This is a genomic window from Amycolatopsis umgeniensis (assembly GCF_014205155.1).
Classification (GTDB): domain Bacteria; phylum Actinomycetota; class Actinomycetes; order Mycobacteriales; family Pseudonocardiaceae; genus Amycolatopsis; species Amycolatopsis umgeniensis.
Map to the genome: position 1 here is coordinate 5,678,453 of NZ_JACHMX010000001.1, position 23,925 is coordinate 5,702,377.

Genomic DNA, 23,925 nt, shown 5'->3' on the forward strand with positions numbered 1-23,925 from the left:
ATGTCGCGAAAGCCACTTTCGGGACATCAGACGTCCCGAAAGTGGCCTTCGCGACACCCGAAACCGACACCCAGCGACCCGACGCCTCTGCCTCACCCCTCAAGTAGCCCTCCCAGCACCGAAAGGTTGTTCAATGAAGAACAGGAAACTCGCGCTCGCCGGGCTGCTCGGCGCCGGGCTGCTCGTGGCCGCCTGCGGAACCTCCGGATCCGATTCGACCGCCGCCGCGCCCGGCGGACAGGGCTTCACCCCGCCGAAACTCGACGCCCTCGCCCAGCTCGGTCAGCCGGAAGGCCAGGTCAACGTGCTCGCCTGGCCGGGCTACGCGGAGAACGGCTCCAACGACCCGGCCGTCGACTGGGTCACCGGCTTCGAGAAGGAGACCGGCTGCAAGGTCAACGTCAAGGCGTTCGGCACCTCCGACGAGGCCGTGAGCCTGATGAAGACCGGACAGTACGACGTCATCTCCGCCTCCGGTGACGCTTCGTTGCGGCTCATCGCCTCCGGCGACGTCGAACCGGTGAACACCGCGCTCGTGCCGAACTACGCGGACGTCTTCGACTTCCTCAAGAACCGCCCGTGGAACAGCGTGAACAACGTGGCCTACGGCGTGCCGCACGGCTGGGGCGCGAACCTGCTCACCTGGCGGACCGACAAGGTGACCCCGGCGCCGACGTCGTGGTCGGTGATGTTCGACGCGAACAGCCCGTACAAGGGCAAGATCTCCGCCTACGACTCGCCGATCTACATCGCCGACGCCGCGCTGTACCTCCAGACGCACAAGCCCGAACTCGGCATCAAGAACCCGTACGCCTTGGACGACAAGCAGTTCCAGGCCGCCGTCGAACTGCTCAAGCAGCAGCGTCCGATGGTGGGGGAGTACTGGTCGGACTACCTCAAGGAAAGCCAGGCGCTCAAGAGTGGCGACGCCGTCGTCGGCACCGCCTGGCAGGTGACGGTGAACCTGACCAAGAGCGAGGGCGCGCCGGTCGAATCCGTGCTGCCGTCCGAAGGCGCGACGGGCTGGTCGGACACCTGGATGGTGTCGGCGAAGTCGCCGCACAAGACGTGCTCCTACAAGTGGCTGAACCACATCGTCAGCCCGAAGGCCAACGCTCAGGTCGCCGAGTACTTCGGCGAGTCGCCCTCGAACCCCAAGGCGTGCGCCGAAACCAAGGAGAAGGCGCACTGCGACACCTACCACGCCGGTGACGCCGCGTACGCCGCGAAGATCCAGTACTGGACGACGCCGATCGCGCAGTGCCTCGACGGCCGCACCGACGTCAAGTGCAAGGACTACGGCGAGTGGACGCGCGCCTGGACCGAGATCAAGGGCTGACCTCCCGAAACTCCGGGAGCGGCTGGTGGTGCCCCCCAACGCCGGCCGCTCCCGGTCCCATCCCCGCCCGTAGGTGGAAAAATGACGACCACACTCGAATCGCCGAGGCGGAAAGCCTCCGCCTTCCTGTACCGCAAACCCAGGCTGCGACTGGGCCTGCTGCTGTCCGCGCCGGCGCTGTGGCTCGGCCTCGCATACCTCGGCGCGCTGGCCGCGTTGTTCGTGACCGCGTTCTGGCACACAGACGTCTTCACCGGCCAGGTGGTGACCGAATGGTCGCTCGACAACTTCGCCATGCTGTTCAGCGACGCGGTGTACCGCACGATCACCTTCCGGACGGTCGGGATCGCCGCGCTCGTCACCGTGATCACCGCGGTCCTCGCCTTCCCGATGGCCTTCTACATGGCCAAATTCGCCTCGCCGAGGGCACGACGGCTCCTGGTGATCGCGGTGATGACCCCGCTGTGGGCGAGTTACCTGGTGAAGGCCTACGCGTGGCGGAGCATGTTGTCCGGCAACGGGGTCCTGCACTGGCTGCTGAACCCGTTCGGCCTCGACACCCCCGGCTACGGCGTGCTCGCGACCGTGATCACCCTTTCGTATCTGTGGTTGCCGTACATGATCCTGCCGATCTACGCGGGACTCGAGCGGCTGCCGAACTCCTTGGTGGACGCCTCGGGCGACCTCGGCGCGCGGCCGTTCAGGACCTTCCGCTCGGTGGTGCTCCCGGTGACGTTCCCGGCCGTCGTCGCCGGGTCGATCTTCACGTTCTCGTTGTCACTGGGCGACTACATCGCGGTGAAGATCGTCGGCGGCACGTCGCAGATGCTCGGCAACGTCGTCTACGACAACATCGGCGCGGCCAACAACCTGCCGTTCGCGGCGACCGTCGCGACCGTTCCCGTGGTGATCATGCTCGCCTACCTCGCCGCCGTGCGCCGCACGGGCGCGCTGGACAACCTGTAGGAGCGCGCGATGCGGCTTTCCCGGACGACCAAATACCTGCTGCTGGCGGCGCTGGTCCTCGGCCTCGCGGTCATCTACTTCCCGCTGCTGGTGGTGCTGCTCAACTCCTTCAACGCGGACACCACCTTCGGCTGGCCGCCGTCGAGCTTCACCCTCGAGTGGTGGGGACGAGCGGCGGAGAACGAAGGCGCGCTGAACGCGCTGGGCACGAGTGTCCAAGCAGGACTCGCGGCGACCGCGATCGCCTTGGTACTGGGCACGATGGCGGCGTTCGCCTTGCAGAAGTACCGCTTCTTCGGCCGCAATCAGGTGTCGCTGCTGATCATCCTGCCGATCGCGCTGCCCGGCATCGTCACCGGTATCGCGCTGAACAACGCCTTCCGCACGATCCTCGGCATCGACCTCGGCCTGTTCACCGCGATCGTCGCGCACGCGACGTTCTGCATCGTGGTGGTGTTCAACAACGTCGTCGCGCGCCTGCGGCGGATGGGCGGCAACCTCGAAGAGGCGTCGATGGACCTCGGCGCCGACGGGCTCACGACGTTCCGGCTGGTGACGTTCCCGATGCTGCGTTCGGCCCTGCTGGCCGGTGGACTGCTCGCTTTCGCGCTGTCGTTCGACGAAATCATCGTCACCACCTTCACCCTCGGCACCGGGCTGGAGACCTTGCCGATCTGGATCCTGAACAACTTGTTCCGGCCGAACCAGGCACCGATCGTCAACGTCGTGGCGGCGGTCCTGATCCTGGCGTCGACGATCCCGGTCTATTTGGCGCAACGGCTTTCCGGTGACACCACTTCGGGTGGACGGCTGTAAAAGAAAACGCCGGTGTGGCTCGAAAGCCACACCGGCGTTTCCGGTCACTCAGTACCGGCGGTCTTCGATCGCCCCCGTCGTCGCGTTGTAGGTGATGTAGCCGTTCTGGAAGTCACTGCGCTTGCCCGTCGGGGTGTTGTACTCGCCGCTGATGGGGAAACCGAGATACGACGTCTCCCAGCCGAGGTCCCGCCAGCGCAGCCGGATCGACCCCTTGACCTCCCAGGCAACGCTGGTGCCTTGGCGCCAATAGATCGAGTGATCGAAGCCGCCCTGGCGGAAGTGGTTGTACTTCCCGCCGTTCCCGGGCACCCACGTCTCGTCGGTGATGGGGTAGCCGAGCCCGTCTTGCCAGCCGAGTGCCTGGTAGCGGTCACGGATCGCTCCGTGGATCTCGAAGGCGTCCGTGGACGGCGACCAATAGATCGAACCGTTCGTGCTGAAGTGGTTGTACCGGCCGACCCCGTCCGGGGTGGCCATCTCGTCGGTGGTCGGGTAGCCGAAGAACGTCTCCCAGCCCAGCGAACCCCACTTCTGCCAGATCCGGCCCTTCAAGAAGTGCGCGCCGGTCGCCGCGGTCCAGTAGATCGAAGCGTTGTTCCTGAAGAAGTGGTTGACCCGGCCGACTCCGTCCGGGGTGCCGACCTCGTCGGTGGTCGGGAAGCCGAGTGGTCCGTTCTCGGCGTCGGTCTCCATCCACTTCGCGCGGATCTCGCCGTGGATCGCCATGGCCCCGATGCTGGAAGTCCAGTAGATCGAGCCGTCCCCCGTGGTCGGTCCGCCGGTGAAATCGTTGTAGCGGCCGTTGCCCGCGCGGGCCACCAGTTCGTCGGTCTTCGGCGACCCCAGGAAGGCGTGCGCGCCGAGCGTGACGTACTTGGTCAGGATCTCGCCGGAAACGGTCTTCACGCCGTACAACGGCGTCCAGTAGAGACGGCCCGACGTGTACAGCTGCCAGTGCCCGTCGCCCTCGATCAGTTCCGACCCCACCGGAGTTCCCAGCAGCGCGCGGAGAGGTGCCTCGTCGGCGTACCGCTTCTCGATCGGGGTCTGGTAGTCGGCCCGCAGGCCGAGCCCGCCGCCGGGCATGGTGACCTGCCTGATCGGCTCCGTGCTCTGGTTGTCCGCCCACTTGACGAACTTCGCCGCGTCGAGCGAGGTGGCGGGCGCGGTGATCAGCACCGACGTTCCCACCGTCACCAGACGGCCGGCGTCCTCGTTGGCGCCGATCTTGATCCGGGCCGGGTGGTTCCCGACGACGGAGAAGCGGGCCTGTCGCGGATTCGCGGTGTACTGCTTGCTGGCGAGGACGTTGCGGCCGTTCGCCGTCGTCGAAGTGATCACGACGCGAGTGTCGTTCTCGTTCGGGAAACTCAGCGAGAACGTGAGCCCGGTGCCGGTCTTGAGCTGGGTGATCTCACAAGCGGCGTTGCGAGGGCAGTGCACGCGATCCGCGCGCCAGTTCACGGTGAGCGGTCCGTCGCCCGGATCTTCCCCGTTGGCACCGAGCGAGACCGATTCACCGGCGGAGAAGACGGTCGGCGACGGCGGGAGGAGTTCGACGGTGGGGCTCGCCTCGGCCGGGACGACAGTCTGGCTGATGCTCGCCGGGGCACCGTGCGGGTCGGTGACCGTGAGGGTCGCCGTCACCGGATCTCCCGCCGAGTAAGGATGGCTCACGGTCTTCCCGGTTCCGGTGGTGCCGTCACCGAAGGTCCATTGGTAGCTCAGGGCCTCGCGGTCCGGATCGTCCGAAGTGCTCGCGTCGAACGAGACCGTGCGCGTGGCCGGATCCGTGGTCGCGGTGAACGCCGCGCGGGGAGCCTTGTTGACGGGTTTGTAGCTCAGCCTGCGCAATTTCGCGCCCGCCGCGTCGGCCAGCACGATGTCACCGTTGGGTGCGGTCAGGACGGAGACCGCGTCACCGATCGCGGAAGCGACGGTGGTGAGGGGCTGGGTGACCGTGCCCCCGCCGTCGAAACCCAGAGTGGAAAGGGTTTGCGCGCCCTTGTTGGCCACGAAATGAATTCCGCGGAAAGCCTCGGGATAGGAAATTCCGGTGTAAGGAACACCACCGACGAGCGTATCCGCGGTTCCGTGCACCGTTTCGCCGAGCGGCGCGGCGTTCGCGACATTCTTGCACTCCGGCGTGTCGCGATAGCCCGGTGTCCGGGTCGTGCCCTCCCAGCAGGGCCATTTCAGGTTCTGGCCGGGGAACGCGAGGTCGACCTCGTGACGGGCCGACCAGCCGATGTCGGTGACGACCACACCGCCGCGCGGGTCCAGCGCGATCCGGGGATCACGCAGCCCGCTCACGTAGTTGCGGCTCTTCCACGACAGGGGAGAGGCCGCTTCGTAGAACGGGTTTTCCGGCAGGCCCCGGCCGGTGAGGTCGACTCGGAGGACCTTGCCCGTCGGATGGGCCGGATCCAAGGCGCGCAACGCGAACTTGTCGACGTTGTCCTTCGTGGCGTCGGCGGGGGACCGGACGGCGGCGTTGTCGCCGACGGCGACCCACAGCGAGGCGCCCGACGGGTCCACGGCCACGTCCTGGATGCCCTTGCTGTCCGAGGTGACCGGGAACTCGAGGACCGTGGACTCTTCGGTCAACGACGTGGGGGCGTCGGATCCGCCGGCTTTCCACCTGCTGAGACGGAACACCGCGGAGGAACCCGACGGCACCGCCCGAGTGGTGTAGACCGCCCGGCTGGTGGCGAAGTCCGGCGCCACCGCGATGCCGGTGAGGCCGAGCGAGCCGGTGGTGGACACCGGCAGTGAGGCGATCTGGGTCGGCTGACCGCCCAGCGGGGTCAGGTGGACGGAACCCAGGCGGCCGGTGCTCAGCGCGCTTCCGTCCGGGAGGTAGGCGGCGTCGGTGAGATCTCCGGCCTGGTGGCCGGTGGGGGCGTCGAACAGGGCGAATCCCGCGGGCAACGCCGGGGCGGCGTGTGCCGCGGGTGCCGTGACCACCACGGTGCCGAGCAGGGCCGTGGTGGCCGCGGAGACGATCAGGGATCTTCGAGTCCGCATTGGACCTTCCTTCTCCGAATACGGAGAGTGCCACGTGCGGAAAAGTGCTCACAAACGCACAAAAATGTGACCCCGCGACAGAGTTGCCCATTCTGTAACGCGACGCGACGATCCGCCCCCAGCGCCCTCGCTTCTGGCTATAAGCACGCCGGACGCTAGCGGCTGCTCGAACTGCCGTCATTCGACCATAAGTGTGATTCGACGATGTTCTGTGACGAAGATCATCGCATGTGGCAGGCAATTCCTGATGTCGAACGCCCGTTCGATGCCTACTTGGCCATTGGGTCATGTTCAAACGGTCACGGCCATTCGGCCCAATTTCGGGAAAGGGGCTTGCCGGACGCCTCTTCGTCCCACCAATATCAACTTGCCGACCTGCTCTGAAGGAGCCGAGGGCTGCCCTGGGGGCATCCCAAGGGGGGAAATCATGAAGCGGATCCGTCGTGGACCTGTCCTGCGCGCAAGACTCCGGGCGACGCTCGCCTTGCTGCTGATCGTCGCGCTGGTCGCGACGCTGGGGCCGGTGGCGTCGCAACGATTCCCGTCCTCCGGCGACGCGGACGCCGCCGCCGTGGCCAACGCGCCCGAGCAGCAATCGGGAACCGCCGAGGGAGTTCCGGATCGGCCGACCCACGACAGCGCGACCGCGCCCGCGATCAACCGCGCGACGGCCGCCTCGCTGCAGTCGAAGTACCCGCCGTTGACCTTCCCCGAACCCGCGGCGGACAAGCACAGCAGCGCCAAGGTCGTGCCGCCGCCCGCCACCCAGGTGCGCGGATTCGACGACAAGGCGAGCCGGGAACTGCCGGGGCAGCGCACCTCGCACAGCAGCGTCTACGACAACCCCGACGGCACGCAGACCACGGTGTACGGCCAGGATCCGTTGAACTATCAGCTGCCCGAGGGCGGCTACGGCGCGATCGACGCGCGTCCGGTGCCGGATGAGGCCGGTGGCTGGCGCAAGGCGGGCGACGCGCTCCAGGTCCACTTGGGGCAGACGGCGGGCTCGATGCGGGTCGAGCCGGGCGCCGGACAGGAAGCCTCCTTCACCCTGCTGGGGGCGCGGGCTTCGGCCGGACGCGCGGAGGGCGGCACCGTCGGCTACCCCGACGTCCTGCCGAACGCCGACCTGCAGGTGGAGTTCTCCGCCGGCGCGGCCAAGGAATGGTTCGTCCTCAAGCGCCCCGACGCCCCTCACGCCTGGGAGTTCGCTCTCGACCTGAAGGGCCTCGAAGCGAGGATCGTCGACGGCGCCGTGGTCTTCGTCGACCAGGCGGGCGCCGCGGTCCTGCGTGTCCCGGCGGGGTACATGCTCGACTCGAGCCGTCAGGAAAGCGGTGAGCCCGCGACGTCCTACGGCGTCACCTATCGGCTCGTGTCCCGTGACGGCCGCCAGATCCTGCGCGTGGAACTGGATTCCGCGTGGCTGCGCGACCCGGCCCGGGTTTATCCCGTGCGGGTCGACCCCACCGTGGTCAAGGAATCGGTCAGCACCGGAAACCTGGTGGTGGAGAACGGTCGGCGTCACGTCAACGCGAACGAACTGCGGATCGGCCGCAGCGGCGGCAAAACGGCCTCGAGCTATCTCCGTTTCGGGGGCATCGGCGGGGATCTGAAGGACAACCGGATCTTCGGCGCCCAGTTGCAGCTGACCAACTTCTGGTCCGGTTCCTGCACACCCCGCCCGATGTCCGTGCATCCGGTCACCGCGGACTGGGGTTCGTCCGGGACACCGCCGACCGGCGGCGCGCTCGGCGGTGGTGTGTTCTCGCACGGCTACATGGCCCCGCTGGCGACCAGGTCCAACTGCCCGACCGCGCACGAACTCGTCGATCTCGGCGCCGACGGCCGGAACCTCGTCCAGCAGTGGGCGAGTGGTGCGGCGAACCACGGCCTCGCCCTGCAGGCCCCGAACGATCCGGCCGCGTGGAAGCGGTTCACCGGCTTCGGTACGGCGAACCCGCCCCGGCTGTACGTGACGCACTCGCCGTACAATGCCGAGTACCGCGTCGACCGCGCGACGCCCGAACCGCCGGTCACCCGCACGAGCGCGGGCAAGGTCAAGATCACCGTGACCAACCGCGGCGCGCAGGCGTGGACTCGTGCCGATTTCGCGCTGGGTTACCGCGTCTTCGACCGGAACGGGAACCCGCTCGGTTCCCAGCCGGCCGCCGAGCTCCCCGGTGACGTGGCGCGAGGGGCGTCCGTGACGCTCGACGCCGAGATCAAGCCGATCGGTGTCGGCAGCTATCTGCTCGACTTCAGCATGTTCCGCAAAGCGGACGACTACTTCACCGACCACCAGGTCGCACCGGCCCGGATCGGGCTCGACGTCTACGACGTGCCGCCGTTCATCAAACATCAGTACCCGCCCAACGGCGCGTCCGTCCAGACGCTGACGCCGCAGCTGTGGGCCAACGGCATCGACGTCGACCCGCCGCCCGGCAGCACTTTGAAGTACCGGTTCGAGGTGTGCCGCAAGGGCGACGACGACACCCCCGTCGATTGCTTCAGTTCCGCGTACCAGCCGAGTCCCACGTGGACGGTGCCGGACAAGAAACTGTTCTGGAACAAGATCTATCTCTGGCGGTCGTTCGCCTTCGACGGTGCCAACGAGAGCGAACCGCTCCCGTTCAGCGCGATCCTCAGCGCGGTCCCCCAGCCCGCGATCACCTCGCATATGGCGATGACGCCGCACAGCGGATCCGATCGCGACTTCGACCCGATGGTGGGCAACTACTACTCCAGCGCCGTCGACGTCCAGCTGCCGACAGCGGGTCCCGAACTGAGCGTGACCCGGACGTACAACTCGCTGGACCCGCGGCGCGACCATTGGTTCGGCACGGGCTGGGCGACGAAGTACGACATGAAGGTGGCCCGCGACTACGCGGGGAACGCCCTCGTCACCTATCCCGACGGGCAGCAACTGCGCTTCGGTCTCAACCCCGATGGCACCTACGCCCCTCCGCAAGGCCGTTTTGCGGACTTCGCGTCCACATCGGACGGTGGATGGCGGCTCACCGACAAGACTGCGACCACCTACCGGTTCGACACGGCCGGCAGGCTGACCGGCTACACCGACGGTGTCGGGCGCGGCGCGATCGTGCAGTGGGACGGGGCGAACCTGTCCCGTGTCCTCGACCTGGCCAGCGAACGGCAACTCGTCTTCCTGGTCGAGGGCGGCAAGGTCGCGCACGTCTTCGCCACCGAGATCAACGGGCAAATCCGGAACTGGAAGTACTTCTACGAAGGAAACCGGCTGCGGCGGGTCGAAGACCCCCAGGGGAACGCCACCGAATACCAGTACACGGACCAGTCCAGGTTCCGCACCGTCATGAACGACGCGTCGCCCGACGCGTACTGGCGGCTCGGTGACGCGACCGGAGACACCGCCGTCAGCCAGGTGGCGTTCAACCGGGGCAAGGACAACGGGAAGTACAAGAACGTCGTCCTCGGCGCCCCCGGCGCGCTGCCCGGCTCGGCCGACACCGCCGCGACGTTCAACGGTTCGAGTTCGGTGCTGCAGTTGCAGGACGGCTCGGTCAAGAAGAGCAGGGACCTCGCCGTCGAGCTGTGGTTCAAGACCACCGGCTCCGGTGTCCTGCTGGGCTACCAGCAGAACGAGATCACCGGCGCGCTCCAGAACGCCTACACCCCGGCGCTCTATGTCGGGACGGACGGCAAGCTGTACGGCCAGTTCTCCGACGGCACGACCAATCCGATCCGCACCGCCGCTTCGGTCAACGACGGGAAATGGCACCACGTGGTGCTTTCCGGGGCGCTGGCGACGCAGTGGCTCTACCTGGACGGTGTCCAGGCCGGGACGAAGCAGGGCGTGATCGACCACGGCAACCAGACCAAGGTCTACGCCGGGGCCGGGTTCATCGCGGGCAACTGGCCCGCGAAGCCCACCAACGACCACGGGTACTTCGCCGGCGCGATCGACGAGATCGCCGTCTACAGCAAGCCGCTCAGCGACAGCGTGGTCCGCGAGCACTTCCAAGCGGCGCAGCCGTCCGAAGGGCTGAGCAAGATCGTGCTGCCCAGCGGCCGGGTCGCCGCGGAGGTCGAGTACGACACGGTCAACGAACGGGTGAAGACCTACACCGACCGCAACGGCGGGGTGTGGAGACTCGGCGCCCCGGTGATCACCGGTGAGGAGAACAACCTGATCCGGACCGTGAAGTTCACGGATCCGGGGAACCGCGACCACACCTACGACTACGACCCGGTCCGCGGCCGGATCGTGCGGATGGTCACCCCGCTGGGTCTCGGCGTCCGGCCGGAGGACAACCCCGGTCAGCCGGGCGAGGCGGGCTACGGGATCCGCAGCTACGCCTACGACGACGAAGGCAACCAGAGCACCATCGTTTCCGAGAACCTCAACGAGGTCGTCCTCGGTTTCGACAAACGCGGCAACGTGACCAGCAAGCGGACCTGCACGATGGCCTCGAGGTGCCAGACCGAGTACTTCGGGTACTTCCTCAACACGGGCAACCCGCTCGACCCGACCAACGACAAGATCGCGTGGAGCCGGGACGGCAGGTCGACGAACGCCACCGACGACCGGTACCTGACGACGTACCTCTACAGCGCCAAGGGAGATCTGCTCAACCAGCAGATGCCCGACGGCGGGTCCGTCACGCACACCTACACCGACGGCACCGAGCCGTCGCTCGAAAACCCGCTCCTCAATGTCCCGGCGGACCTGCTGCTGACGACACGGGGCGCGCTCGGCGACACCACGATCTACCGGTACTACCGCTCGGGTGATCTCGGCGAGATCCAGGAACAGGCCGGAATGCGCACCCGGTTCGGCTACGACGTCGGCGGGCGCAAGACGTCGGCCACGGTCTACACCGACGCGTATCCCGACGGCGTCAAGACCACCTACGAGTACGACGAGCTCTCCCGGGTGATCGCGGAGACCGGGCCGGAGACCACGAACTCCGTCACCGGCGTGAAGCACCGGGCCAAGACCGTGACGTCCTACGACAAGGACGGGAACGTCGAGCGGGAAGAGGTCTCGGACCTCATCGGCGGCGACAGGGCCCGGGTCACGACACGGGGATACGACGATCGCGGCAGGCTCGTCCACGTCGTGAACCCCGAAGGCAAGGAAACCCGGTACGGCTTCGACGTCTTCGGCAACCGGATGTTCTCGATCGACGCGAACGGTGTGAAGAGGTCGTACGCGTACACAGCCAGGAACGAGGTCGCGGAGGTCCGGCTGCACGGCTGGCACGGCGGAGTGGCCGACCCGGCCGACGGTGACGGCAGGCCGGGGGACGGCGAGGGAGACCAGGATCCGGGCGCGTCCAAGCCGACGGTGCTCGAATCCTTCCGGTACGACGAATCGGGCAGGCAGATCCTGCACGTCGACGCGATGGGCCGGGCGACACGGAACCACTACTACGCCAACGATCTCATCGCGCAGGTGGTGGCGGAGGGCTATCGCGATCCGGTCACCGGGAACGTCCGCGACGTCCTGCTGGAGAACAACAGCTACGACGGCGCCGGGAACCTGATCAAGCAGACCACCGCGGGCAACAGGACCACGACCTACGAGTACGACGCCGTCAGCAGGCTCACGGTGACGAACGAGGACTCTGGCGGTCTTGAGCGGCGTACGCAGTTCACCTACGACCGCGCCGGCAACGTCGTCCGCTCGGAGAAGTCCGGGTACTCCTCGAACGTCGGGGCCGGTCAGCCGAACGTCACCGAAACCACGGATTTCGTCTATGACGCGAACGGGAAGCGGATCGAGCAGACCGTCCACAATGGTCAGGAACGCCTGATCACGCGCTGGCGGTACGACGAACGCGGAATGCCGACGGACGTGACGGATCCCCGAGGCAATCTCGGACAGGTGCCCTTGCCCGCGTTCACCACGAAGATGGACTACGACGAGCTGGCGAGGCCCATCCGTGCCACCGGCCCGCGAGTCCGTACCGAATCCGGCGGCGGCGCGGCCACCGACACGCAGGCGACCATGGTCACCGGGTACGACACCTTCGGCTCGGTCACGCATACGAAGGACCCGGTCGGCCGGGTCACGGCGGCCGAGTACGACCGGCTCGGCCGGCTGGTCAAGTCGAGTCTGCCGTCGTACACACCGCCCGGGGGCACCGCGCCGATCACCCCGAGCAAGGAGATCCGGTACGACGGCGTGGGGCGCGTGATCAAGCAGATCGACGCGCGGACCCATACCACCGAGCTGCGGTACGACCAGCTGGGAAGGCTGCTGGAGCGGCAGGATCCGAAGGCCGACGGTACGGCGAGCGGCGTGTGGAAGTACTCGTACACGATGACCGGCCTCCCGCTTTCGGCGACTTCGCCGACCGGGGCCCGGGTCGAGGCGACGTACGACGAACTGGGCCGCAAGGTCACGTCGACCGCGGTGGAGCGGTTCCCGAAACCGGCCAGCTACACCACCAAGTACCGGCACGACGACGCGGGCAACGTCACCCTGGTCGAGAACCCCGCCGGGGAGAAGAGCAAGAGCACCTACGACAAACTGAACCAGTTGATCACCGCGGAAGACCCGGCGGGAGTGAAGACCCAAAGGGGTTACGACCGGCAGGGCCGCCTGGTCCGGGTGAGCGACGGCGCGGGCGTCACGAAGCGCCTCAACTACGACCTGGCCGGTCGTCAGGTGTCCGAGTTCGACGTCGACGCGGGCTGGGCCGGAACGCAGCCTCCGCTGCGGGAACGCAAGTTCACCTACGACCTCGCCGGGAACGTGAAGACGGCGGAGGACTGGGAAAAGCGCGTCACGACGTTCTCCTACGACGCGGCGAACCGGCTTTCGGGCCAGGTCGAACCCGTCGCCGAGGGGAAGTCGATCACGACGTCCTTCGGATACGACGCGGCCGGGAACCGCACCAGGTTCACCGACGGCCGGGCCAACAAGACGGTGTTCACCTACAACACCCTGAACCTGCCGGAATCGGTGATCGAACCGTCGACCGCCGCGCATCCCGCGGCGGCGGACCGGACCTGGACGCAGTCCTACGACGCGGCGGGGAACGCGACGCGTCTGACCGCGCCCGGCGCCGTGACCCGGGACCGGACCTTCGACGCTCTCAACCGGATGCTCACCGAGTCCGGCTCGGGCGCGGAGGCCCCGACGAAGACCAAGGAGCGCGCCTACGACGCCGACGGCCGTCTGATGGTGGCCGGCCAGAACGGGTACACCTACAACGACCGAGGTGGTCTGCTGACCGCCACGGGCACCTCCGGCAACTCGTCGTTCGAGTACGACACCGCCGGGCGTCTCAGCAAGCGCACGGACGCCGCCGGGACCACCGGTTACGGCTATCTCAACGGGCGTCTGGATTCCGTCACCGACGGCGCGACCGGCGGACGGCTGTCCTACGGCTACAACGAGGCGGGGAAGGTCAAGACCGTCGACTACGGCGCGGGCCGGGTCCGGACCTACGAGTACGACAACCTCGCGCGGCCGAAGTCCGATGTCCTCAAGGAAGCCAACGGTTCGGTTCTTTCGTCGATCGCCTACACCTACGACCCGAACGACCGGGTCAAGACGAAGGGCACCACGGGGCTGGCCGGTTCCGGTCAGAACAGTTACTCGTACGACTACCAGGGCCGGATGCTCTCGTGGACCGATCCGGCGGGCAAGGCGACCGAGTACGGCTGGGACGACTCCGGGAACAGGGTCAAGGCCGGTGAAAAGGCCGCCGGCTACGACGAGCGGAACCGCGTCCTCGCGGACGGCGACTACACCTACGCGTACACGCCGCGCGGTTCGCTGGCTTCACGCACCTCCGCGGGGCTGGAGGAGAAGTACTCCTTCGACGGCTTCGACAGGCTCGTGAAGTTCGGCTCGACCGAGTACACCTACGACGACTTCGACCGGCTCGCCACCCGCGGTGGACAGCAGTTCTCCTACGCGGGCATGGAAAGGGACGCGGCCAGCGACGGCGTTTCCCGCTTCGGTCGCGGTCCCGACGGCGGCTTGCTTTCGCTCTCGCAGGGATCCGATTCCCGGCTCACGCTTTCCGACCGGCACGGCGACGTCGTCGGTGCGCTGGCACCCGCCTCCGGTGGCGTCGTCGATTCGACGGCGTACGACCCGTACGGCAAGCGGATCGCGACGACCGGGGCGCAGCGGTCGGTCGGCTTCCAAGGCGACTGGACGGATCCCGACAACGGGAACGTCAACATGGGCGCGCGGTGGTACCAGCCGGGTTCCGGCACCTTCGCCTCCCGCGACAGCATCGAGCTGCCGTTCTCGCCGTCGATCAGCGCGAACCGGTACTCCTACGTGCTCGGCTCACCGCTGAACTTCTTCGATCCCGACGGTCACGGCTGGTTCAGCGACCTGTGGGACAAGGCGGGCGGCATCGTGCACACCGCGCTGGACGTGGCGGGCATGATCCCCGGCATCGGTGAGATCGCCGACCTGGCCAACGCCGCGATCTACGCGGTGGAAGGCGACTGGGAGAACGCCGCGTGGTCCGCCGCGGGCGCCATCCCGTTCGGTGGCAACGCCGCGACAGCCGCGAAGTGGGCCCGTAAGGCCGGTGACTTCATCGGCGGCGGACGCCGGGCCGGTCGGTACGCCGACGACGCCATCGACCTCGGTCGCCGTTATGGCGACGACGTCGCGGGCGCGGCCCGTCGAACCGCCGGTGACGCAGCCGCTTCCGCCGCACGCAAGGCTTCCGCTGTCGCCGCCGCCCGCAAGGCAGCCGCCGCAGCGGCCGCGGCCGCGGCCCGGCGAGCCGCGGCGATCCTGGCGAAGAAGAAGGCCGCCGCTGCCGCCGCTCGGGGCGCCGCGGAGAAGACGGCGAAGCGGAACCCGATCCCGACGTTGAAGGCGGCGTTGAAGCCGGTCTTCAAGGGCACGGACCTGGTGTCGTCGTCACCGCTGATGCCGGCTCGGATCGTGCAGTCGTTCAAGGCGAACGTGCAGGACGCGGGCCAGGTCGCGGACTTCTTCAAGAAGCAGGTGGTGGGGGACGGGAACGTCGTCCAGAACGTCGCCGAAACCGTGACGGCGGTGTCGGAGATCGCTCAGTCGGGCGGCTCGCCGGACGACATCCTTTCCGGGTTGGGTGGTTTGGCCGGCCGGAACAAGGGACGGGGCAAACACCACGACGAGTCGTCGAGCAGCCCGGCGGGCAAGTGCGAGACGGGGAACAGCTTCGATCCCAACACGCTGGTGGTGATGGGCGACGGGTCTCGTAAGCCGATCAAGGACGTCAAGGTCGGGGACAAGGTCCTGGCGAAGGATCCGACGACGGGGCGTACCGCTGTCCGGGTGGTGACGGATGCCCGTTCGCATGCGAGTCAGCGGACGTTGGTCGAGGTCGGTGTCGCGAGTGGTGCCGATCGTGGGTCCTTGGTGGCGACGGATGAGCATCCGTTCTGGGTCGAGTCGGAGAAGCGGTGGTCTCACGCTGTTGATCTGAAGGCCGGGCATCGGCTCGAGACCGGGGATCACCGGGATGCCACGGTTACGGGGACGCGGTCTTGGTCGGAGACCCGGCGGGTCTACAACCTGACCGTCGACACGGACCACACGTACTTCGTCGTCGCAGGTCAGACGCCTGTCCTGACGCACAACTGCGGACGTGAGGCTAGAGCAGCAGCGCAATCGGCGCCCGCGGACGCCACAATGAGCGCGGCAGCTCGGTTCCGGGGTACGGATATGGTTTCCACAGGTCACTCTGGTCATACGTCTCGCCCCGCCTATTTCGAGCCCGAGATTGATTCTGTTCTCGCGGATGGTGGGCAGATCGCCGGCCGCGGAGCCGATAACTGTGCCGAGATCCGGGCCTGCAATACTCTAATCGCCGAACATGGAGCCGACTTTGAGGATCAAGCCGGGCGCTCGCTGCGGTTGAGTGACATCGAGTTCTTGACCGTTCGCAGTGCCACGGGTGCCCCAGAAGCGGCGTGCTTATCCTGTCAGAGTGTTCTTGTTCGGCGTGGAGCGACAGACCTATCGAGGTGAAAAAGAATGAGCGAGTCGGAGTTGGAGAAATTCCTCAGGTCGTGTGGCTGGGAGGGGGCTGGGCTTCGCCGTGAGACGGATGCCATCGTGGCGGGTCTGGAGCGTGTCGGTTTCGCCTGCCATGAGGAGGCAAGGAAGTTCTTGGGTGAATATCTTGGCCTAAGGATCGACCATCTCCCGGCCCTCGTCATCGCGGGGGAGAGGATCTCGAGTTGGACGAATTTTGATCCGTCCGCGGTCTGCACCACCCGTGATGCAGACGTGGCTCACCGATGCGCAGAGGTGGCTGACACCGCTCTATTCCCGATTGGCGTGGACAGCTTCCATCTGACCGTGTACTCGGGAAGCGACGGAAGGTTCTATGCAGGGTTCGATTCGTCGGTCTATCAATATGGGGAAGATTGCAATGCGATGTTCTCGATGATGAGGGCTGGGATTCGCCCAATTTCATTGGGTGAGTGGACGCTTCAGTGAGAAGGATGCGCGGCAGCCTTTGATGAACTTGGGTTCTTCGGAAACGAAACCCTTTCGGCTGAGGATTCAGAACCCTGAAAACCGCACAAGAGCCCTCATCGGCAGGAGATGTCGATGAGGGCTCTGCGGTATTTGACGGCAACGTCAGCGGACGACGGCTGTGGTGGGTGGGGCGTCAGGATCGTCGTCATGGTCGCCGGGCGTCCCCACGGCGTCGATGGCTCGGGCTCCCAGAGGAACTCGCGCGGATGTTGTCTCGATTGCCTGGATAACGAGGGCGAAGGAAGGCTCCGCCCAGCTGGGCTGGCGGGGCCTTCGCGGTACCGTGACGTTTGCGGGAGTTCCAGATTTCGCTGCCTGGCAGGCGTGGGCACCTCGGCTCAGGAGACTCGATCACCTCGACCGGAAGGAATCCGTCGCTTCCCGAAGCGCCGCCAGCATCCCCGGATCCGTCACCGCATGCCCTGCCGCCTCCACCAGTTCCAGCTTCGAGTCCGGCCAAGCCCGGTGCAGCTCGTAAGCCGTCGCCGGCGGGCACACCGCGTCATACCGGCCCTGCACGATCACGCCGGGAATCCCCGACAGCTTCCCGGCCTCCCGGATCAGCTGCCCGTCGTCGAGCCACGCGCCGTGAGAGAAGTAGTGCAGCGCGAGCCGCGCGAAGGTGACAGCGAAGTCAGGCGACGCGTACTGGTTGTGGAAAGCCGGATCCGGGCGCAGGCAGACGATCGCTCCTTCCCAAGTGCTCCAGGCGATCGCGGCACGCTCCCGGACCACTTGATCGGGGTGATAGACGAGTTCGCGGTAGGCCGACATCGGGTCGCCGCGGTCTTCTTCGGGAATCGGAGCGAGGAAGGCTTCCCACTCGCGAGGGAAGAGATTCGCGGCGCCGCCGCCATAGATCCAGTCGAGTTCGCTACGCCGGACGGTGAAGACGCCGCGCAGGATGATCTCGGTGACGCGGCTCGGATGGGTCTCGGCGTAGGCGAGGGCGAGGGTCGCTCCCCAAGAGCCGCCGAAGACTTGCCATTGTTCGAGATTCAGCCGTTCGCGCAGAGTTTCCATGTCCGAGACAAGGTGCCAGAGGGTGTTGACCGACAGGTCGACGTCCGGCTCGCCGATGGCCGGAGTGCTGCGGCCGGCACCGCGCTGGTCGAACAAGATGATCCGGTAGGCATCGGGATCGAAATGTCGCCTTGCCATGGGAGATATGCCGCTACCAGGGCCTCCGTGCAGGACGACCACGGGTTTGCCGTCCGGGTTCCCGGCCTCTTGGCAGTAGATCCGGTGTCCGTCGCCGACGTCGAGCATGCCCTCGGCGCGAATGTGGATGGGCGGATACAAATCGTCCATACGGACACCATGCCCGAATTTGCGGGTGGACGAAGGGTGGGGGCCCGCCCCCGCCGCCGGGCTGAGCGGGCCCCCGGTCTTCGGTCGCGTCAGCAGCCCGTCGTGGCGGCCACGTTCGCGAATCCCTTCCCGGCACCGGTCACCTTGTTGCTCGCGCAGATCTTGTTCCCCGTAGCGGCCTTCACGAGATAGAAGCCGTTCGCGTAACTGGACCGCACGTCCGCGGTGTTGCCGGAGAAGGTGTTGTCGCGGCCCCAGCCGTCCAGCTGGACATGGACCTCGAAGCCGCCGTAGGTCGCGTCGTGCACGAAGACCTTGTTGCCCCGGTTGTCCGCGACCACGTAGTTGTTGCCTTTCATATCCACCCAGCTGTCGGCGAAGTGCTCGCCGCTCTGCCCGGCTCCGTCGAAGACGTTGCCGCGCAGTTCACCGCCGGTGGTGCCTTCCTTGATGTCGATCGACTCGGCCCGCACGTTCGGGCCGATCTTGTTGTTCAGCGCCTTGTTGCGATCGCTGCGGTCGGGTGTGCCGCCGGGCCAGTTGCCCTTCGCGGAACCGAAGTAGATGCCCTCGCCGTAGCCCGCGTACTCGCGGCCGGTGTCGGTCACCTCGGAGTTCTTCACGACGTTGTCGGTACTCGTGTACTGGAAGTGGATGCCTTCGTGACCGACGGCGGCGACCTTGATGCTGTCGACGACGGTGTTCTTGACGCCCGTCGCCATCAGGCCCTTCTGGCCACCGGTGAGGGTGAAGCCGGTCAGGTTCCAGTAACTGCCGGTGAGCTCGAGCGTGCGTCCGGCCGAGGCCTTGATGACCGTGCTTCGCGGACCCTTCAGCGTGATCCGGCTGCCGGAGGTGCCACTCTTCGCCGCCTTGAAGTTGCCCGAGAAGGTCGTATTGGCCGCGAGCTCGATGATGGTGCCGGGTGTGACCGAAGCGAGCGCCGCCGTCAGCTGCTCCGAAGTCCCTACACGGACCGTCGCGGCCTGCGCGGGGTACGCCGCCAGGGTCGACAGCAGGGCGGCACCGGTCGCGATGGCCAGAACCCGCTCACGAACACGCATCCGTAGTCCTCCTCGTCGAGGGATCGAAGCTCGGTCGTGGCGGCGACGGGCTAGACGTTAAGCCCCCTTCCGAACGTGAGTCAAGGACATGATTGAAGTTCATATACGTGAACAACTAAAGAAGGGTCGACGCCCCCGGACCGCCCTGGGAGAGCGGGGGACCTTTGCTATCGCGGGCCGCGGGAGGGGGTGTGTGGAAATAGGGACGTTGAGTGTCCCTATTTCCACACAGCCCGTACTCCGCGTAGTGACTGTGTGGATTTTGGGACGTTAGATGTCCTGAAATCCACACGATCACGCGGCCGGAGAGAGCAAGGGACCTTTGCTATTGCCCTCCCCAGTGGGAGTGATAGCAAAGGTCCCTTGCTCTCTTTCTGCGGGTCAGAGGTGGGTCAGTCGTGGAACGAGTGCTCCGAAGCCGGGAACTCGCCCCGCCGGACGTCCTCCGCGAACGCCGTCGCGGCCCCGGCCAGCACACCGGCGAGATCGGCGTACTTCTTGACGAAGCGAGGAGTCTTGCCGCGCCGGAGCCCGGCCATGTCCTGCCAGACGAGCACCTGCGCGTCGCAGTCCGGGCCCGCGCCGATGCCGACGGTCGGGATCTTCAGCTCGTGCGTGATCCGCTTCGCCGCTTCGGCGGGCACCATCTCCATGACGACCGCGAAGGCGCCGGCCTCCTCCAGGGCGAGCGCGTCGGCGAGCAGCGCGTCGGCCGCTTCGCCGCGGCCCTGGACCCGGTAGCCGCCCAGATTGTGTTCACTCTGCGGGGTGAATCCGATATGTCCCATCACGGGGACACCGGCCGAGGTCAGCGCCTCGACGTGGGGCGCGAACTTCCGCCCGCCTTCGAGTTTCACCGCGTGCGCGCGGCCTTCCTTCATGAATCGCACCGCCGTCTCCAGCGCTTGTTGCGGCGAGAGCTGGTACGAGCCGAACGGCAGGTCGGCCACGACCAGCGCCCGCTTCACCGAGCGGGTCACCGCGCGGACCAGGGGAAGCAGCTCGTCCACGGTCACCGGAAGTGACGTGTCGTAGCCGAAGACGTTGTTCGCCGCGGAATCCCCGACGAGCAGCACGGGAATGCCCGCCTCGTCGAACAGCGCGGCGGTGTACATGTCGTAGGCGGTGAGCATCGGCCAGGCTTCGCCGCGCTCCTTCATGTCGCGAAGGTGATGTACGCGGATTTTCTTCCCAGACGTGGCCTGGGGCGCGGCGCCGGTCCCGTAGGGGGCGGCGAGTTCTCCCGAATCCTTCTCGGTGGCAGACATCCTTGTCGACCGTCCTTCCCTCGAGGCCTCGAAGAGGTCCCCGGGTCGTGGAGCTGGAACAAGTCAAAGCGTGACACGCGGGGATACCGCCCCCAAGGCCGTGCGACCAGCTTCACACCGCGGTGTCGACGCGGCGTCACGCCTGCGAACGATGAAATTCAGACCAGAGGATGATGATCGTTGACAACCACACGGGGTTGTCTGACGTCAAGTAAGAGCAGCTGTCGATCACCTGTGAGTACCGCGAAAGGCCAGAATGGTAAACCCAGCGAGCCGTGTGCCGCCGTGGAAGGCGAGGGCGGGCGGCATCGTCGCCACCCTCGTGCAGCTCGCGGCCGTGTTCTCGGTGATCCTCCTCCTCGCCGGCGGCGTGAAGGGGCCGGTGCTGAAGACGGGTGATGTCGCCTTCTCGGCACTGAGCATCCCGACGAACGCGAGTCTCGTGATCGTCCTGCTGCTCGTCGTCCTCGGAGCCGCGCTCCGCCGACGCAAACGCGCCGCCCTCTACACGCTGCTGCTGTTCCAGGTCGGCGGTCTGGCGGTGACCCTGGCCTTCCAGGCCGCCCTGCTGTGGTGGCCCGAGCTGCTGAAACTGGGTCCGTGGCAGGTCCGGCACATCCCGCACCAGGTGTGGGTGCTGGCCATCGCCGACCTGATCTCGATCGGCATGATCGCGTTCCTCTGGATCATCCGCCCCGCGTTCCCGGCCCGGCTCGCACCGGGCGCCTGGCGCGACGGCTTCACTGTGCTCTTCGGCGGCCTCGCCGCGGTGATCCTCGTCGGCTGGGGCCTGAGTGAAGCCTTCCCCGGCCGCCTCGCGGACACCTGGGAGCGGTTCGCGTGGGTCGTCAACCACACGACCGGTGAGAACATCCAGCTGCGCCGCGTCGGCATCGGCGAAGGACCCGCCTGGCTCGACCTCCTGCTCGACCTCAGCGCGACAGCAGTCGCGACAGCCGCTTTGTACACGCTTTTCCGTGGCGTGCGCAGCCGTCGCTTGAGGACAGACGAGGAAGAACTGCGCGTACGCCGCCTCCTCGCCGAACACGGCGAAAACGACTCTTTGGGATATTTCGCCACCCGGCGCGAGAAGAGTGTCGTCTTCTCGCCCAACGGCCGCGCCGCCGTGGCCTACCGCGTACTCGCGGGCACCAGCGTCGCGAGTGCCGACCCCATCGGCGATCCCGACGCCTGGCCCGACGCGGTCCGCGCCTGGCTGAACGAGTCGCGCACCTACGGCTGGACACCCGGTGTGCTCGGCGCGAGCGAACGCGGCGCGAAGGCCTACGCCGACGCGGGTCTGCGCGCACTGGAAATCGGGGACGAAGCGGTCCTGGACGTCCGCGACTTCAGCCTCGCCGGGCCGGAGCGACGCTCGGTCCGCCAAGCGGTCAAACGGATCGAACGCGCCGGATACACCACGAAAGTCCGGCGTCACAGCGAAATCCCGGCCGACGAGATGGCCGGACTATTGCTGCACGCGCAGCAGTGGCGCGGCGCGGAGACCGAACGCGGGTTCTCGATGGCGCTCGGCAGGCTCGGCGATCCGAGCGACGGCCGCAGCGTGATGGTGGAGGCATACGACGCCAAGGGCGAGCTTCGCGGCATGCTGTCGTTCGTCCCGTGGGGTCGTCGCGGTCTGTCCCTCGACCTGATGCGGCGCGACCGAGACGCCGAAAACGGGCTCAACGAGTACATGGTCGCCGAGGTCGTGGCGGCGAGCTCTCACCTTGGCGCACAACGGATTTCGCTGAACTTCGCGATGTTCCGCGCGGTATTCTCCGAGGGGGAGCGGATCGGTGCGGGCCCGGTGCTGCGCGCGTGGCGCAGCGTCCTCAGCATGGCCTCGCGGTTCTTCCAGCTGGAATCGCTCTACCGGTCCAACGCCAAGTACGGACCCGACTGGGAACCACGTTTCCTGTGCTATTCCTCGGCTCGACGGCTGCCGCGGGTCGGCATCGTCGCCGGCGCGCTCGAAGGATTCGTCCCGACCGGACGTTCGGGGCGGGCGCTGAAACTGGAAACGGTCACCGACGAATTCGTCGCCGAGGTCCACCGCATCGACGCGAATGCGGCCACCCCCGCAGCGAAACAGGTACGGCGGCCCGACCAGGTCCGCGTGCGGATGGCGAAGCTGGACAGCTTGCGGGAAGCCGGGATCGACCCCTACCCGGTCGGTTTCGCCCGGGAGGATCAACTGGGTGACGTCGTCGCCAAGTTCGGGGACCTGAGCCCGGACACCCACACCGGTCACCGGGTCCGCGTCGCGGGCAGGGTGCTCGCGCTGCGCAACCTCGGCGGGCTCTGTTTCGCGCGGGTCAAGGACTTCGGCGGCGAGATCCAGTTGATGCTCGATGCCTCCGTGCTCGACCTCGGCGGCTGGCGGCGCGGTGTCGACCTCGGCGACCACGTCGGCGTGAGCGGGCAGGTCGTGACCTCGCGACGCGGTGAACTTTCCGTGCTCGTCGACGAGTGGACAGTCACGGCGAAGAGCCTGCATCCGTTGCCGGACAAGCGAAAGGGCCTCACCGACCCGGAGACGAGGGTGCGGCAGCGCTACCTCGACCTCGCGGTGAACCCGGATTCGACGGCGATGCTGCGGATGCGCTCGACCGTGGTGCGCGCGGTGCGGGAACGGCTGCACCAGGACGATTACCTCGAAGTCGAGACGCCGATGCTGCAGACCGTGCACGGCGGCGCCAACGCCCGCCCGTTCGTCACCCACATCAATGCCTACGACATGCGGATGTACCTGCGCATCGCGCCCGAGCTGTACCTGAAGCGGCTGTGCGTTGCCGGGGTCGAGCGCGTTTTCGAACTGAACCGGAACTTCCGCAACGAAGGCGTCGACGCGACGCACAATCCCGAATTCACGATGCTGGAGGCGTACCAGGCGTACGCCGACTACAACACGATGCGGACGCTGACGCGTGAACTCGTGCAGCACGCCGCGGAGGCCGCGTATGGCGCGCAGGTCGTCCGCCGTCCGGGGCCGGACGGGAAGGTCGTCGAGTACGACATCTCCGGTGACTGGCCGGTGATCCCGGTCCACGAAGCCGTTTCGGCGGCGCTCGGGGAGAAGATCGACGCGGGCACCTCGGTCGCCGAACTCCAACGACTGTGCCGTGCGGCAGGAGTGCCGGTGAACGAGGAGGCCGGTCACGGCGATCTCGTGCTCAAGGCGCACGAGCACCTCGTCGAAGGCGCGACCGTGCTGCCGACCTTCTACACCGACTACCCGACCGACGTCTCGCCGCTGACCAGGCAACATCGCGTGGATCCGCGACTGGCCGAGCGCTGGGACCTGATCGCGTTCGGCTCCGAGGTCGGCACCGCCTACACCGAACTGACCGACCCCCTCGAGCAGCGGCGGCGGCTGGAGGCCCAGTCGCTGCGCGCGGCGAGCGGGGACGTAGAGGCGATGGAGCTGGACGAGGACTTCCTGCTCGCGCTCGAACACGGCATGCCGCCGACCGGCGGGCTCGGTATCGGCGTCGACAGGCTGCTGATGATGCTGACCGGAGCGTCGATCCGGCAGACGGTGCTGTTCCCCTTCGTGCGCCCCCAGTCGTAGCGGGAGAGCAGGGGACCTTTGCTATCGCTCGTTAGCCTCACTAACGAGCGATAGCAAAG

The 23,925-nt window shown here is 67.0% G+C and carries 10 protein-coding genes; 6 read left to right on the forward strand and 4 right to left on the reverse strand.

The genetic code is table 11. From position 1 onward, the window contains the following. Nucleotides 1-133 precede the first annotated feature (133 nt). From HDA45_RS27045 to HDA45_RS27055, 3 genes are all read left to right on the forward strand, one after another. On the forward strand, nucleotides 134-1,339 hold the full coding sequence (locus tag HDA45_RS27045) for an ABC transporter substrate-binding protein (protein WP_184899914.1): 1,206 nt from the start codon (nucleotides 134-136) through the stop codon (nucleotides 1,337-1,339). An 81-nt stretch (nucleotides 1,340-1,420) separates the two neighbouring features. Further along, a complete protein-coding gene (locus HDA45_RS27050; protein WP_184899916.1) occupies nucleotides 1,421-2,305 on the forward strand; it encodes an ABC transporter permease in 885 nt (294 codons plus the stop codon). A gap of 9 nt (nucleotides 2,306-2,314) precedes the next feature. Next, the gene (locus HDA45_RS27055; protein WP_184899918.1) at nucleotides 2,315-3,121 is read left to right on the forward strand and encodes an ABC transporter permease; all 807 of its coding nucleotides are present in this window, start codon (nucleotides 2,315-2,317) and stop codon (nucleotides 3,119-3,121) included. Between the two features lie 48 nt (nucleotides 3,122-3,169). Here the strand turns inward: HDA45_RS27055 and HDA45_RS27060 are convergent, their stop codons facing one another. Next, complete coding sequence (locus tag HDA45_RS27060; protein WP_184899920.1) at nucleotides 3,170-6,151, reverse strand: PQQ-dependent sugar dehydrogenase; 2,982 nt, start codon at nucleotides 6,149-6,151, stop codon at nucleotides 3,170-3,172. 427 nt (nucleotides 6,152-6,578) lie between these two features. Here HDA45_RS27060 and HDA45_RS27065 point away from each other — a divergent pair, with 427 nt between their 5' ends. After that, the gene (locus HDA45_RS27065) at nucleotides 6,579-16,133 is read left to right on the forward strand and encodes a polymorphic toxin-type HINT domain-containing protein (RefSeq protein ID WP_184899922.1); all 9,555 of its coding nucleotides are present in this window, start codon (nucleotides 6,579-6,581) and stop codon (nucleotides 16,131-16,133) included. Between the two features lie 6 nt (nucleotides 16,134-16,139). Then, on the forward strand, nucleotides 16,140-16,607 hold the full coding sequence (locus tag HDA45_RS27070; RefSeq protein ID WP_184899924.1) for an SUKH-3 domain-containing protein: 468 nt from the start codon (nucleotides 16,140-16,142) through the stop codon (nucleotides 16,605-16,607). 393 nt (nucleotides 16,608-17,000) lie between these two features. On the opposite strand, the gene pip is transcribed toward HDA45_RS27070, so the two are convergent. From pip to panB, 3 genes are all read right to left on the reverse strand, one after another. Beyond that, on the reverse strand, nucleotides 17,001-17,960 hold the full coding sequence (gene pip, locus HDA45_RS27075) for a prolyl aminopeptidase (protein ID WP_184899927.1): 960 nt from the start codon (nucleotides 17,958-17,960) through the stop codon (nucleotides 17,001-17,003). Nucleotides 17,961-18,049: 89 nt separating this feature from the next. Further along, on the reverse strand, nucleotides 18,050-19,024 hold the full coding sequence (locus HDA45_RS27080; RefSeq protein WP_184899928.1) for a right-handed parallel beta-helix repeat-containing protein: 975 nt from the start codon (nucleotides 19,022-19,024) through the stop codon (nucleotides 18,050-18,052). A gap of 392 nt (nucleotides 19,025-19,416) precedes the next feature. Further along, a complete protein-coding gene (panB, locus tag HDA45_RS27085; protein ID WP_184899931.1) occupies nucleotides 19,417-20,292 on the reverse strand; it encodes a 3-methyl-2-oxobutanoate hydroxymethyltransferase in 876 nt (291 codons plus the stop codon). Between the two features lie 256 nt (nucleotides 20,293-20,548). On the opposite strand from panB, the gene lysX reads away from it, so the two are divergent. Beyond that, the gene (gene lysX / locus HDA45_RS27090; RefSeq protein WP_184899933.1) at nucleotides 20,549-23,866 is read left to right on the forward strand and encodes a bifunctional lysylphosphatidylglycerol synthetase/lysine--tRNA ligase LysX; all 3,318 of its coding nucleotides are present in this window, start codon (nucleotides 20,549-20,551) and stop codon (nucleotides 23,864-23,866) included. Nucleotides 23,867-23,925 lie beyond the last annotated feature (59 nt).